General features: G+C 42.4%; 13 protein-coding genes. 11 read left to right on the top strand and 2 right to left on the bottom strand.

Annotated elements, in window-relative coordinates; genetic code table 11:
• Positions 1-53 precede the first annotated feature (53 nt).
• From C0V70_RS06825 to C0V70_RS06835, 4 genes are read left to right on the top strand one after another with little or no spacing between them, the layout of a single operon-like run.
• The gene (locus C0V70_RS06825; RefSeq protein ID WP_102243119.1) at positions 54-770 is read left to right on the top strand and encodes a prepilin-type N-terminal cleavage/methylation domain-containing protein; all 717 of its coding nucleotides are present in this window, start codon (positions 54-56) and stop codon (positions 768-770) included.
• Positions 740-1,636, top strand: coding sequence for a thrombospondin type-1 domain-containing protein (locus tag C0V70_RS18985; RefSeq protein WP_166637355.1), 897 nt, complete (start codon positions 740-742; stop codon positions 1,634-1,636). Before C0V70_RS06825 ends, C0V70_RS18985 begins: the two co-directional genes overlap by 31 nt.
• A gap of 10 nt (positions 1,637-1,646) precedes the next feature.
• Positions 1,647-2,087, top strand: a complete 441-nt coding sequence (locus tag C0V70_RS06830) for a disulfide isomerase DsbC N-terminal domain-containing protein (RefSeq protein WP_102243120.1) — start codon at positions 1,647-1,649, stop codon at positions 2,085-2,087.
• A gap of 1 nt (position 2,088) precedes the next feature.
• The gene (locus C0V70_RS06835) at positions 2,089-2,865 is read left to right on the top strand and encodes a thrombospondin type-1 domain-containing protein (protein WP_102243121.1); all 777 of its coding nucleotides are present in this window, start codon (positions 2,089-2,091) and stop codon (positions 2,863-2,865) included.
• On the opposite strand, the gene purE is transcribed toward C0V70_RS06835, so the two are convergent.
• Together purE and C0V70_RS06845 are read right to left on the bottom strand one after the other, a co-directional pair.
• On the bottom strand, positions 2,862-3,374 hold the full coding sequence (purE, locus tag C0V70_RS06840; protein WP_102243122.1) for a 5-(carboxyamino)imidazole ribonucleotide mutase: 513 nt from the start codon (positions 3,372-3,374) through the stop codon (positions 2,862-2,864). The two genes, C0V70_RS06835 and purE, sit on opposite strands and share 4 nt — an antisense overlap.
• Positions 3,371-4,516, bottom strand: coding sequence for a 5-(carboxyamino)imidazole ribonucleotide synthase (locus C0V70_RS06845; protein WP_158649601.1), 1,146 nt, complete (start codon positions 4,514-4,516; stop codon positions 3,371-3,373). The genes purE and C0V70_RS06845 overlap by 4 nt, the downstream gene beginning before the upstream one ends.
• 128 nt (positions 4,517-4,644) lie before the next feature.
• Between C0V70_RS06845 and purF the strand changes: the two genes are divergently transcribed.
• Genes purF through purH form a run of 7 tightly spaced genes read left to right on the top strand, consistent with a single transcriptional unit; the run spans position 4,645 to position 14,626 of the window.
• Positions 4,645-6,141 (top strand): amidophosphoribosyltransferase, encoded by a 1,497-nt coding sequence (gene purF, locus C0V70_RS06850; RefSeq protein WP_102243124.1) that lies wholly within the window; start codon positions 4,645-4,647, stop codon positions 6,139-6,141.
• 3 nt (positions 6,142-6,144) lie between these two features.
• Positions 6,145-7,293: a phosphoribosylaminoimidazolesuccinocarboxamide synthase gene (locus tag C0V70_RS06855; RefSeq protein ID WP_102243125.1), complete on the top strand. Its 1,149-nt coding sequence runs from the start codon at positions 6,145-6,147 to the stop codon at positions 7,291-7,293.
• Positions 7,290-8,582, top strand: a complete 1,293-nt coding sequence (purD, locus tag C0V70_RS06860; protein WP_158649602.1) for a phosphoribosylamine--glycine ligase — start codon at positions 7,290-7,292, stop codon at positions 8,580-8,582. The genes C0V70_RS06855 and purD overlap by 4 nt, the downstream gene beginning before the upstream one ends.
• The gene (purN, locus tag C0V70_RS06865; RefSeq protein ID WP_158649603.1) at positions 8,579-9,157 is read left to right on the top strand and encodes a phosphoribosylglycinamide formyltransferase; all 579 of its coding nucleotides are present in this window, start codon (positions 8,579-8,581) and stop codon (positions 9,155-9,157) included. Before purD ends, purN begins: the two co-directional genes overlap by 4 nt.
• An 8-nt stretch (positions 9,158-9,165) precedes the next feature.
• Positions 9,166-12,252, top strand: coding sequence for a phosphoribosylformylglycinamidine synthase subunit PurL (locus C0V70_RS06870; protein ID WP_102243128.1), 3,087 nt, complete (start codon positions 9,166-9,168; stop codon positions 12,250-12,252).
• Entirely contained in the window at positions 12,252-13,022 is a 771-nt protein-coding gene (locus C0V70_RS06875; RefSeq protein ID WP_102243129.1) for a phosphoribosylformylglycinamidine synthase subunit PurQ, read from the top strand. The genes C0V70_RS06870 and C0V70_RS06875 overlap by 1 nt, the downstream gene beginning before the upstream one ends.
• 11 nt (positions 13,023-13,033) lie before the next feature.
• Positions 13,034-14,626 carry a bifunctional phosphoribosylaminoimidazolecarboxamide formyltransferase/IMP cyclohydrolase gene (gene purH, locus C0V70_RS06880; protein ID WP_102243130.1) on the top strand — a complete coding sequence of 531 codons (1,593 nt, stop codon included), beginning with the start codon at positions 13,034-13,036 and terminating at the stop codon, positions 14,624-14,626.
• The last annotated feature ends 2 nt before the right edge of the window (positions 14,627-14,628 follow it).

Consider the following 14,628-nt stretch of genomic DNA (forward strand, 5'->3'; position numbering starts at 1 on the left):
TATTAAAATTCCGATAAACATAAAAATTATCTATAGACACTTGGATAAATTTTATGAAGATATCAAATCACAGCGGTTTCTCCCTCGCAGAAATCCTCATTGCCATGGGACTCTTAAGTGTCCTTTCCTTGGGAGTTTCGTCTTCTATTAAGATGATGGCCAAAGGGCAGGCGACATCTGAAACCAAAATGGAGGAGCTGGAGCTCCGCCGACAGATCGTCACTTTGCTTGCTGATAAGCTTGCTTGCCAGAACACGATGAAAGATAAGCATATTGGAGATGCAGTCACAGAGATTAAGGGGCCGACCAATCAGGTTCTTTTTCAAACGGGCTCTTCGTACGGAAATAATTCTCTTAAGATTCTTCAGATGCTGACTAAAGACAACAACATCACTTTAAATAATGGAGCGAAATCTGTTGAGTTGATCATTCATTTCGAGAAGATGAAGAAAATTGTCACTCAGACCACGAAGGCCGCTTATATCTCCATGGCCGTGATCACTGATGCTTCCGGAAGCATTGTGAGTTGTTATAGCGATGCTGAGGCGATCATTAGTTCGGCCACCAACCAATCGTGCACTTCTCTCGGAGGAACGTGGAATGGGGCTACCTGTCTTTTGCCTACTTGTGGGGCCGGACAGGTTTTACAAGGTATTTCGGATTCGGGAGCTATTTGTAAAACACTTATCTGTGGAGATGGTGAGATTTTAAAGGGGATTAACAATGCAGGAGAAGTCGTGTGTGTGCCAAACGTGCCGACTTATCAATAGTGAAGATTTTTATCTTATTCAATTTTCTTTTTTCTCTTTGTTGTGCCTGGGCACTTCCTCCTCATGAATGGCTTGATCCTGCCATGGCCAGTAAGCTTCCGGTTAAGGCAAATCATATTTTAGAAATGCGGACCCAACTTAAGATGAGAGAAGCCTGCTTTTTAGTGCCGACATCTCTATTTACTGATGATGTGTTAATAAAAGACATGCCGGTCAAAGCGATTCATATCCAAGAACTCAGAGCGAGAATAGACCGGCTGCAGTCTTATTGGGAAACAGGTGCATGGGGGGCATGCACAGGCGGAACTGGGGCCTGGTCATATGGAAGTTGGGGGGCATGCACTGGCGGTGTGGCATCTTATAAATACAGTGGCTGGTCGGCCTGTTCCCGCAATTGCGGAGGAGGTACGCAGACCAGGACATCGACATGTTCATACAATACCAATTCGGGAACTCAGAGTAAGACTGCCACTTGTGTCCTGACTCAAAATTCTGGAAACCAGACCCGGACAGTAAGATGTGTAAAAGGAGGAGTTGTTCTTCCTGATTCTAAATGCACTACTTCAAGGCCAGCGACTTCACAATTTTGTACGCCGACAAATACGGCACTCTGTGGAGTGGCCACTCCGACATCGCAGGCCTGCACACCGACAGGAATTGCTACATGTTCAGGAACTCCGGTGACTCAACAATCCTGTAACACTCATAGCTGCTGTACATCTTTTTGTATGTGCTCTTCGTCTTATTGTTTTGGTTGTCCATGCGGATCTGGTTGTGGAAATTGTAACAGCTACAATTCATCAGGTGTCTGTGATTCGTGGAGCTGTCAATCTGCTTCTTGTTCTTATAGTTGTCAGGATCCTTAAAGGAGGAGAAATGAAAAAGGCCATTACTCTATTGTCGGCCCTGGTTATCATACAGACGGTGTACATTATGAAGTCATACAATACTCCCGCGACAAAGTATAAAAAACAAATAGTGGCAGAGGAGAAAGGTCTGCTTGAAAAACTTACAAAGATGGGAATACAGGTAGAAGCTTTAAATAGAGAAGAAAAATTAGAAAGAATCTTTAGGGTGGACATAAAAAATGGACGTTCATTTTATACTTCTTCAGATGGACGGTATTATTTTTTTGGGGATGTCATCGACAGCGTTGCCAAAAAACCGATTTCTTCCAATGAAAACAAAAATACGATGGCCCAGACTTTAATGATCAACCCTCAAAGTCTTCCGGATAAGAAAACCGCTCTGGAAAATGTGGAAAAACAATTAAAGGGCCTAATGTTGTATCGTGATTACCTGAGAAGAGAGCAATGAAATGAAAATTCTTCTGGGAGTAGTGATTTATATTTTATCACAGAGTGCGTTTGGATGGACAGATGACCCGATAATTCCGAAAGTCACACCGATCAAAAAAATTCACATTCAGGAAATCAGGCAGGCGATAGAGGCCTTGGTTTGCCCGGCATGGGAAGTGAGTGAATGGAGTGTATGCTCTGGTGGATCAGGACAGTGGATCTATGCTCCCTGGTCAGTGTGCACAGGTGGGACTTCTTACTTAACATATTCACCATGGGGGGCCTGTTCAGCATCATGTGCAGGGGGAACTCAAAACAGGACAGCGACATGTCTCTTTAGTACAAACTCAGGAACTCAAACCAGAAACGCTCAATGCACTTTTAATGCTCTTAGTGGAACTCAAAATAGAACAGTCCAGTGCCGCGTTGATGGTGTGGTGGTTGATGATTCATTATGTGCGAGTGCTCCTAAGCCGCTAGCTCTTCAGGCATGCACTCCTAATAATCCCGCACTTTGCGGGACAATCGGAGCCACTACTCAAAACTGCACACCGACAGGCCCTGCGGTTTGTTCAACACCGGTGACAACTCAGAGTTGCAATACACAAAGTTGTTGTACTGACACTGCGATGACGCCTTATCGAACAGAGAGAAACTGCCGCACAGAAGCGAGTACATTTTTTGCGTGCACATTTAAGTATTGCGATGGAGAGTTTGTCTATCCTTATTACAATAGTTGCACCGGCTATAGGTCAGATGTACTGCCTTACACAGATACCTATGTGGGATGTTTTTAGGCCTTTGATTTTTTCAGAAGTTTATTGGATTCTTTAACGTCCTGACTTTGTCTTTGCCTAAAAGTTTCAATTCTCCCGGCAAGGTCTTCATCATTGATTGAAAGCATCTGCACGGCAAGTAATCCTGCATTGCTGGCATTTCCAATTGCCACAGTGGCCACAGGAATCCCTTTAGGCATTTGCACAATGGAATAAAGGCTATCAATACCTTGAAGAGTTTTTGAAACGACCGGAACACCAATGACTGGTAAAGTAGTGTAGGCCGCAGTCATTCCTGGGAGGTGAGCAGCTCCACCGGCACCGGCGATAATGATTTTTAATCCATTAGTTCGGGCAGAGATCGCGAAAGCTCTCATCTCATCCGGCGTTCTATGGGCCGAAAGAATTTGTTTTTCATAAGGGATTTTAAAAGCATCTAAGACATCACAGGCCTCTTTCATTGTTGGCCAGTCTGATTGGCTTCCCATGATAACGGCCACAAGTGGTTTTTGAGTTTTAGATTTTTTCATAGTGTATATCCCGATTTTAATTTTTTAAGCGTTTCCATCATCTCTTGTGAGTCTTCGCCCAGAAGAGTGAAATGGCCCATCTTGCGTCCTTTTTTAGAAAAACGTTTTCCATAGAGATGAAGATGACCATCTTTAGTATTAAGAAAATCCTCAAGTGGATTTAGTTCTGCCACTTGTTCTTGTGTTCCTAAAAGATTAAGCATTAAAACAGAGGGTGCTCTAAGGTGAGCTTCCCCTAAAGGAAGATTGAGTACACTTCTGACATGATTGTGAAACTGCGAGGTGACACAGCCTTCGATTGAGTAGTGGCCGCTATTGTGAGGGCGCGGGGCCGATTCATTTAAATAGAGAGTCCCATCTTTTGTCAGGAAAAATTCAAAAGCAAAAATGCCGACAGCGTTGATCGTTGTCATGGCAAGTTGAGCGGCCTTTTTAATTTGCTCCTCTGTATCGGCAGAAATATCGGCCGGTACACTGACAAAGTGGCAAATGTGATTTTCTTGAATCGTGTGAGCAATTGGATAGGTGATGATTTCACCGTCCGCATTTCTTGCCACCATGATCGCAAGTTCTTTTTCGTAAGGAATAAAGGCCTCGACTAATAAGTCGCCTTTTAGGAGTTTAAATTTTTCTTCCAGTTCTTCTTCTGAATTGATAGTGGCATTGCCATAACCATCGTATCCACCTTTAGAACTTTTAAGCACGAGAGGATAGTTATAAACTTCAGCAAAACGAACAACATCTTCAGGTGAAGTCACTTTCTTAAAAGGGACAACTCTGATTCCTGCATTAGCGAAACTTTCTTTTTCGCTGATCTTATCGCCGATCTTTTTAAATGTTTTTGAGTTGGGAAAAAGTTTTCCCGGAAACTTCTCATCAATACTTTCTAAAATGTGTTGATCAATAAATTCGTTTTCTAGTGTAACGGCATCGCACGACTGACAAAAATTTAAAACGGCCTCCAAGTCGTGAAAACTTCCTTTTGATGTTTTTGTCGCGACATGTTCAGCAGGTGAGACATCTTTTTCTGTACAATAAACGTGGGTTTGAATGCCAAAAGTGCTTGCGGCGAGGCACGTCATACGGGCCAGCTGACCGCTTCCTAAGATTCCGAGAACTGTGTTTGAAGTTATCTTATTCATAGTTAAAAAAATCATGCCCGAAAAAAAATTTAATGAACATCAAAGATTTTGGTGGCCATACCTGATAATAATAATTAGTCTTCTTAATGTCATCCATAAGTTTTACTAATTAATCGGTGAGAGTTGCGATGTGTGGAATTGTAGGAGTTTTCGGAACTCCCTATTCAGTCCAAGAAGCTTATCAAGGTCTGCTCCTTCTGCAGCACCGAGGACAAGACGCCGCCGGAATCCTAAGTTTCGATTTCAATACAAAAAGTTTCCACCAATATAAAGACCTGGGTCTTATTAGCGATGTCTTCGTGCCTTCAATCTTAGCGGGATTTGAAGGCACTATGAGTATCGCTCACACCCGCTACGCCACTGTTGGTCCCAAAAATCCGATCGATTCAAAAAGAGACATCCAACCCATGACCATCAATTACCCGCACGGGATTGGAATGGTTCATAACGGAAACATCGTTAATTACTTCGAGTTAAAAAAATACGTACAAGTTGAAAAGAGAAGACATCTCTTCACTAATAATGATCTTGAGGTCATGCTCAACATTCTTTCTGATGGGCTTCGTGAAAAGAATGTGCCTAATCACTTCGATCAATTTCAAGCGGCCGTTAAAACACTATTTGATACAGCTAAAGGTGGATTTTCTTCTGTTGGCCTTCTGGCCGACAAAGGCTTTTTTGCTTTTAGAGATCCGCATGGATTAAGACCTCTTATTTTAGGGGAAAGAAAACTCTCAGAAGAAGAAAAGGCCTTGCATCCAGGGCATTTTGGGAAGAGCTATTGTTTTAGTTCTGAATCTAATGCACTTAACTTTTTAGGTTATGATGTCATCCGCGACCTGGCCCCTGGTGAAATTATTTTTATTGATCAAACGGGAGAAATTTTCTCTTCTGTGGATTATTCAAAAACTAAAGGGATTGCTCCGAAGTCTTGCATGTTCGAATGGGTTTATTTCGCTAACCCTGAAAGTGTTTTAGAAGAGCGCAGTGTCTATTCAGCTCGTTTAGAGTTTGGAAAAAACCTGGGCGAAGAAATTAAAGAGTTGATTGCAAGTGGGGAGATTTCTCCTGATATCGTGGTTCCTATTCCTGAAACAAGCCGTGTGGCCGCGATCAGTTTGAGTGAAACATTGAAGATCCCTTACCGCGAAGTTTTAATTAAAAACCGCTATATCCAAAGAAGTTTTATTCTTAATACGCAAGAAAGTAGAAAACGTGCCGTTCAATTAAAACTCACGGCGATTGCCAGCGAGATTAAAGGAAAAAATATTTTATTGCTCGATGACAGTATCGTCCGTGGGACGACGTCAAAGAGAATTATTGAAATGGTCAAAGAGGCCGGCGCTAAGGAAGTGTACTTTGCGACAACGTGCCCGCCTATCAGGTATCCATGTTATTACGGCGTGGATTTCCCGGATCCAAAAGAGTTAGTGGCCAGCGATAAGACGACAGAAGAAGTAGAAGCTTATCTTGGTGCTACCAAACTCATTTATCTATCAACTGAAGCAACGAAAAAAAGTATTGGAAAAGAAAGTCTGTGCATGGCCTGTATCAATGGCTGTTACCCCGTTGATATAGCTAGCGCACAGAATTTCCAGGACATGAGAAGTCTACATAGGGAGTAATTTATGACACAACTGCCGCCTGTACTGTACCGTGGATCGGTGAAAAATGTCAGAGGCGTTGTGTCTGCACAAGATTTACTCTTTGAATTCTCTGATCGTTTTTCTGTTTTTGACTGGGGAGAGATGCCGGACGCTTTGGATGAAAAAGGAAAAACTCTCGCTGTGATGGGAAAGAGTTTTTTTAAGCATCTAGGAAACCCGGCGAGCTGGGAAAATCTTTTTCAATCGCAGGCCTTAATTAATAATTTTGACCACGATTACCTAGAGACACTTTCTCATTCATATCTTTATAAGAAACTTAAGACTTTTGGTCTTTTCCATCACGCCCTTTTAGAAGAGCGTGAGATTGAACTTAATTCTCCTTATCTAAAAGTTAAAAATATCTCAGTTCTTCGTCCACCTATGGTGGAAGAAAAATATGACTACAGTGTCTATGCAACAAAACCGGTCAATGCCCTGGTTCCGCTGGAAGTGATTTTTCGCCTTGGTCTTCCTCCGGGAAATTCTCTTTCAAAAAGATTGGGAAGCGATTTAGCAAAGTGGGAGACTTATGGTTTTAGTGAAGTTCCTCAAATGGGATTACTTAAAAAACCAGTGATTGATTTTTCCACCAAACTAGAAAGAGGCGACCGTTACATCGACTACAAAGAAGCGATGGCGATTTCTCATATGAATGAAGCTGAGTTTAATGAGCTTCGTGAGATGACCGCACTTATTGCCCTCAATCTTTTTAAGTTTCATGCAGAAATGGGACTGACTCTTTTGGATGGAAAAATTGAAGTGGCCTTCATTCAGGATATCCACGGCAAGAGGTCATTTATGCTGGTGGATTCAATCGGGATCGATGAACTTCGCCTTCTTTATAAAGGCAAGAGCTTCTCTAAGGAATTCTTGAGAGAGTTTTATAAAAAGAGCTCTTGGTATGACTGTTTAGAGACCGCCAAGAGAGACGCAAACATTTACGGCGGAGACTTTAAGTCGCTTTGCCAGGAAAAATATCAATCCACACCTCTTCCACTCGATGAGTACACAAAAATGAGGGCCGAAGCCGTTTATAAATCCTACGCGAATGAAGTTTCAAAACGCATTAATGGAGTTGCGGTCTTTGGAGAAGAGTTTAATTTAAATGAATACAGTATGAGGTATATGTGAAAGTTCTGGTTATTGGAAGTGGTGGCCGCGAGCATGCGTTGTGCGCCCACTTTATGGAGTCGCCGCTGGTAAAATCAGTGATGGTCACTCCGGGAAATGCAGGGATGAAGGAAACTCTTCCTGAATTAAAAGTCGAAAATATCAGTGTGACAGATACCGAAGGGCTTTTACGTCTTGCCCTTCGTGAAAAGATCGATTTGACCATGGTTGGTCCTGAAGCTTCTCTGGAGTCTGGAGTGGTCGATCTCTTTCGCGAAAAAGGACTGCTGATTGTGGGACCTACTAAAAAGGCTGCAAGATTAGAGTCGTCAAAGTCTTTTGCCAAAAAGATGATGCAGAAATACAACGTGCCGACAGCTTCATACCAGGAATTTTTTGATGTTGAAGAGGCCCTTCGTTTTGTCGAAGAGGGACTACTTTCAAAAATGGTAGTGAAGTGCGACGGTCTTGCCGCGGGGAAAGGGGTTGTGGTTTGCCACAGTAAGAATGAGGCGCGAATCGCTGTTCTTTCGCTCATGAAGGAAAAGCTTCTAGGTGAAAACACCAATCACATTATTATCGAAGAGTGTTTAGAAGGAATGGAAGTGTCGGCCTTTGCTTTATGTGATGGCGAGCACTTTACTTTTCTTGGGACAGCTTCAGATCATAAACGTTTAAGAGACAATGATCAGGGGCCCAATACTGGGGGAATGGGAGTTTTTTCTCCGGCGACAATTGTTTCGGAAGAAGAGCAAGAGTGGATTAACCGCAATGTTTTTCATCCCATGATGGATGGGATGAAAAAAGAAGGCGTGCCCTTTTCTGGGATTCTCTTTGCAGGACTGATGAAAACAAAAAATGGGTTTAAGGTTTTGGAGTTCAATGCTCGTTTTGGCGACCCCGAAACTCAGGTGCTCTTGCCACTTTTAAATGAAGACTTGACCCCATGGCTTGTGGCCTCGGCCAAAGGAGAGCTTCCACAAAATAAAATGATTGAAAGAAAAAAAATGAAGGCCGTCCATGTGGTGATGGCCGCTCACGGATACCCGGGAACAGAAGGAGTTTTGGTTCGAAGTGGAGATGTGATTCATTTTTCAAAGTCATTTAATCTTTCTCCCTACGACTTTCTTTTTTATGCCGGAGTTTCAAAAGAGAAAGGAGATCTCAAAACAAAAGGTGGCCGAGTGCTTGGTGTAACCAGCCTGGCCGAAACTTATACTTATGCCCGCGCTCAGGCCTATGATTATGTTGAGCAAATCCACTTTGATGGGGCCCAATACCGAACTGATATTGGGAAATGTTTATTATGAAAAAAATCGCCATCCTCGCTTCAGGTTCAGGCTCCAATGCAGAGGCCATTATGAAATGGGCCAAAGCTTCAGGACTGGCAGAAGTCGTATGTGTGTTAAGTGATAAAAGAGAGGCCCGCGTCTTAGAGCGCGCTTTTAATCACAATGTTCCGGGCCTTTACGTTAGAAAGAAAAAACTAGAATCAAGAGAAGAGTATGACCAAAAGCTAATTGTCCGTTTGGCAGACTTCAATCCAGACTGGATTGTGCTTGCCGGCTACATGAAGCTTTTAACTCCTAAGTTTCTTCACGTCTTTAGGGAGTCTGGAGTGAGGGTGATTAATATTCATCCCTCACTTCTGCCTCTTTTTCCTGGACTTGATGGTTATGGAGATGCTTATCGTGCAGGTGTTAAAGAAAGTGGGTGCACGATTCATTATGTAGATGAAGGAATGGATACGGGGGAGATCATTGCTCAGAAAACGTTTCCTCTTATTCCAGGAGAAACACTGGAAGAATTTAAGGCCCGTGGACTTTTAATTGAAAATGCTTTTTACCCAGAAATTTTAGAAAAACTTTTAACTCAATTACTATAGGGATTTTTATGAGTCATGTTTATCGTTTTGAAATTTACCCTGATCTTTTTAACTTAAAGAAAGTGACATCGGGTGAGACTGCTTTAAAGAGCTGGTTTCAAACCTATATGCAGACGACATTTAATCATATCTGGGAAGTGCGCTACTTTCTGGTTGAGACTAAAGAAAAAATTGAAAACATGGAGGCCCTTCTTTCTGAAGTTTTCTGCGACAGCGTGACTGAAGTTCTTTTTTCTTCAGAATCAAAAAACCAGGAGCTATATCACTCATGGCTTAAAGAGCGTGGTTTTTCTAACCCATGCTTAATCGATGTGGGATTTCGCCCAGGAGTGACTGATAACTCGGCCCATGCGGCCCTTGAAGCTTTAAAACTTCTTCCTGAGTTAAAGAGGATGCCGATGAAGGTTTCAAGTGGAGTGATGTACTTTGTGGAAGGTCATGACCTTTCAGCGAAGAAACTCACAGAGCTTACTTACGAAAAGATGGCAAACTTCCTTCTTCATAAAGTCACTGTCACGATGACCAACGATTTAGTTTACAATGAACGCTTAAAGAATATTGATTTCCCAAATGTTCAGATTTCTGCTCAGGAATCAAAAGAGATTGATCTCAATGTCAGCGAGGCAGAGCTTTTAAAATTAAATCAGGAAAACTGCTGGGCGCTCTCACTTTTTGAAATTAAACATATCAAAACACATTTCCAGACACAAAAGAGAAACCCAACAGATGTAGAGATGGAAATTATCGCTCAGACTTGGAGTGAGCACTGCAAGCATAAGATTTTTTCTTCTGAGATTACTTACAGCGAAGCCAATCTGCCAAAAGGTGTAAAACCGCTAGGGGATTTAAAAATTAAAGGGATTTTTAAGTCTTATATCCGTGGGGCGACAGAGAAAATTAAAAAGGAAAGAAAGCTTCCATGGCTTGTCTCCATTTTTCACGACAACGCTGGTGTTGTTCGTTTTGATGACAAGATGGATGTATGTATTAAAGTAGAGACTCACAACTCACCTAGTGCTCTTGACCCCTACGGTGGAGCGCTGACTGGGATTTTAGGTGTCAACCGCGATATTCTTGGTGTTGGAGTGGGAGCAAAACCCATTGCGAATACCAATGTCTTTTGTCTGGCTGAAAATAAGTATTTCCGTGATAACGACATCAAACTTCCACTTCTTTTAAAAAACCCGGACCGAATTAAGGAGGGAGTTCATTTAGGAGTTCAGGACGGAGGAAATAAAAGTGGTATTCCGACTGTGAATGGAGCTTTTGTTTTTGACCGTGATTTCGTCGGAAAGCCTCTGGTTTTCTGTGGAACCATCGGAGTCATGCCTCAAATGGAAAATAATAAATCGACAAGCCTTAAAGGGCAAAGGCCCGGAGATCTTATTGTCATGGCCGGAGGTCGCATTGGAAAAGATGGGATTCACGGAGCGACTTTTAGTTCGATGGAACTTGTCGATGGTGTCCCTGCTTCAGTTGTACAGATTGGAGACCCGATTACGCAAAAGAGACTTTCTGATTTTCTCATTGAAGCAAGAATCAAAGGACTTTTTAACAGCGTTACAGATAACGGTGCCGGAGGGCTTTCTTCAAGTGTTGGGGAAATGGCCCAGGCAACAAATGGGGCCGTGGTTTATCTGGAAAAGGCACTGGTTAAATACCCCGGTCTTTCTCCTTATGAATTAATGGTCAGTGAATCACAAGAGCGCATGACTTTTTCAGTTCCTCGTGATCAGGAAAAAGCTTTTTTAGAATTAGCTGAAAAAAGAAGTGTTGAAGTGTCAGTCATCGGTGAGTTTACAGAGACAGGATTTTTGAAAGTCAATTACGAAGGCAAAACGGTGGCGAATCTTTCTCTGCACTTTGTCCATGAGTCACTTCCTCCGATGGAATTAAAAGCGCATTTTGATCTGGGAACAAAAAGTGATCACTGGATTAAAAAAGAGATCAAAAAACCAACTCTTCCAAAAGAAAATTATAAAGAGATCCTTCTTTCACTTTTTAAAAATCCCAATATCAGAAGCCAGGAGCATCTTGTTCGCCGTTACGACCACGAAGTCAAAGCGGCAACGATTGTAAAACCTTATACAGGTTCAACTGAAAAAGGTTATTCGGCACCAAGTGATGCCGGAGTGATTTGGATGAAGCCTCACGGCGGTGGAGCAGATAATGCTCTGGCGATTTCATGTGGATTGTGCCCTAAAATTTCAGCATACGACTCTTACCTGATGGCCGAATTTGCTTTAGATGAAGCGGTTAGAAATGCTGTTTCAACAGGGGCGAACCCGGATGAAATGGTTTTGGTTGATAATTACTGCTGGCCTGATCCGATTGAATCAGAAAGAAACCCCGACGCGAAGTTAAAGCTTGCTCACCTTGTTCGTGCTTCACAAGCACTTTACGATTTATCTCTGGCCTACGGAATGCCTTTTGTAAGTGGTAAAGACAGCATGAAAAACGACTTCATCGGAGCGATGGATAATGGCGAGAAAGTTAAAATCAGTGTCCCTCCAACTGTTTTAGTCACAGCGATGGGAAGAGTGCCGACATTAAAAGCGGTGACAACATCAGAAGCCAAGAAGACAGAGGCCTTGATTTACCTGGTGGGAAGTAAACTCACAGATTATCAAAGTGCTTTTGAATTAAAAGAGCTTTATGAAGACTACACTGTGGAATACCCACTGCCTCATATCAACGGAAAGAAACAACTGGATCTGTACCGCTCACTTCATAAATCAATGAGAGAGGGGCTGGTGTTAAGCTCCCACGATATTTCAGATGGAGGGATGTTAGTCGCTCTGGCCGAAGTGTTGATGGGGACAAAATTTGGTGCTGACATTGAATTAAAAGGAATTGAAAAGAAAGACTTGATTCCATTTTTCTTTAATGAAGGATGCGGTCGCTTTATTGTGACTGTTGATAAAAAAGATCAAAAAGAATTTGAAGAAAACCTTTCAGGACATATTTTCTCAAGACTGGGAGAAACCAATGAAACAGGGATTCTTAAGATCGACCTTCAAGGAGAAACACTGCTTGAAGTGCACAATGATGAATGCATGAGTCATTACAAGATTGAAGCAGAGGGGAAGCTATAATGAAAAGAGAACAGATTAAAGCGCTGATCCTGACCGGAGATGGGATTAACTGTGAAGCTGAAACGGCCCTGGCCTTTACTGAACTAGGTGCTCAGGCAGAAATCATTCACATCTCTGACTTGATTGAAAATAAAAACAAATTAAAAGAGGCCCAGATCCTGGCACTCCCCGGCGGATTCTCCTTTGGAGATGAAATTGGGTCCGGCCAAATCTTAGCTTTAAAACTTAAGTATGCCCTAGGTGAAGAACTCAAAACTTTCGTCGAAGAAAAAAAATTGGTGATTGGAATTTGTAACGGATTTCAAGCGCTAGTGAGGCTTGGCCTTCTGCCAAAACCTTTTTCAAAAAGGACTATGACTTTAACTCATAACCGCCAGGGGCATTTTATTAACCGTTGGGTGGATTTAGATGTTCCGGTTTCTGAGTGCGTGTGGACGAGTGAGCTTCGGGGTGAAAAAATCTCGCTTCCTATTCGTCACGGAGAAGGGCGCATTGTCTTTAAGGGCAATGAAGAAGAGCAGAGAGCGACTTATAAAACATTAAGTTCAAATGGGCAGATTGCCCTTAGTTACAGAAGTGATGTCAATGGATCCTTTGCTGAGATAGCAGGTGTGTGTGACCCAAGCGGACTTATCTTTGGTCTTATGCCTCACCCGGAAGCGGCCATTAGTTTATGGCACAATCCCGGGGGAGCGGATAAAGGTGAGGATAAGGGGCTTGGGCTTTTTATCTTTGAGAGTGGACTTAAATACTGTGAAGCCAATTTATAAGGGAAAAAACAATGATTGAAACAAGTGTGAAAATTAAAAGGGCCCTGATCAGCGTAACGGATAAGACCAATCTAAAGATATTGGTAGAGACACTTCATAAACACCAGGTAGAGATCATCTCAACAGGTGGAACGAAAAAATTTATTGAAGACCTGAATCTTCCTGTGACGTCTATTGAAAAAGTAACGGGGAATCCTGAGGCTTTTGGCGGAAGAATGAAATCAATTTCTTTTGCTGTCACGAGTGGACTTCTTTTTCGCCGCCATCATGAAACAGACCAAATGGAAGCTCGAGAGCTTAATATCGCTCCGATTGACCTGGTTGTTTGTAACCTTTACCCTTTTGAAAAATATGCCGGTACAAATGCATCGGAAGATGTATTGATTGAAAACATCGATATCGGCGGACCTCTTATGTTAAGAGCAAGTGCTAAAAATTATGAATCTGTAGCTGTTCTTTCTGATGTTGCAGATTACGACACTTTTTTAACTCAGTTTAATGGGACAACATCATTTTCTCAAAGAAGAGCACTTGCTGTTAAAACGTTTGAGCGAATCGCTAAATACGACCTGATGATCGCTGAAGAGCTGACGAGTCGTTTTGCTGAGAAAAAAGTGCAGGATAAAAACTGGCTGGCCATTGAACCAAAAGAGTCCCTTCGCTACGGTGAAAATCCTCATCAATGGGCCAATGTCTTTAAGTTAAAAAACACTAAAGGAGGCGTAAGTCTCCTGGATGCAGAAGTTCTTCAAGGAAAAGAACTCTCATACAATAACTGGGTGGATGCTGATGCTGCCTGGAGGGTGATGAGTGATGTGGCCCATATTTCAAAAGGGGCTCCAGTCACAGCAGTCATTAAGCACGCTAACCCTTGTGGTCTTTCTGTCGCGCCAACCCCTGTTGCTTCTTTAATAGAGGCCTGGAATGGAGATGGGGTTTCGAGCTTTGGTGGAATCATCGCCATGTCGAGTGAGGTGGATTCAGATTGTGCCAAGTTTTTAACAGAGAGATTTATTGAAGTGGTGATTGCTCCTGGTTTTTCTGAAAATGCCTTAAAAGCTTTTTCTAAGAAAAAGAATGTGCGCCTGCTCAAGACGCCAATCAGACCAAAAGAAGAATCCGAGTTTATTGTAAAAAGTATCTCTGGTGGACTCTTAATGCAGAATGAAGATGAAGCTTACGGCAAATCAGAAGAATTAAAACTTGTAACAAAAAAAGAAATGCCATTTGAGACTTTAGAGTTAGTAGATTTCGGAATCCTTGCCTGCAAACATTTAAAGAGCAATGGGATCGCTTTAGTTTGTAAAACGACTGAAGGGCATTTTACTTTAGCTGGAACGGGAATGGGGCAGCCGAATCGTTTAGACTCGCTTCGTTTACTGGCAAAAGTAAGGGCCGAGCAAAAAGGACTTTCAATGGATAAGATGCTTCTTGTTTCAGATGCTTTTTTTCCTTTTGCAGACTCGGTAGAAGTTTGCCACGACGTGGGAATCACCTCGATCATCCAGCCGGGGGGAAGTATGAGAGATGATGAAGTGATTGCAGCTTGTGACAAGTTTGGGATTGCAATGATGACAACTGGTAGAAGACACTTTAGGCATTAGGA

Source organism: Bacteriovorax stolpii (assembly GCF_002872415.1).
In the GTDB taxonomy this organism is placed as follows: Bacteria; Bdellovibrionota; Bacteriovoracia; order Bacteriovoracales; family Bacteriovoracaceae; genus Bacteriovorax; species Bacteriovorax stolpii.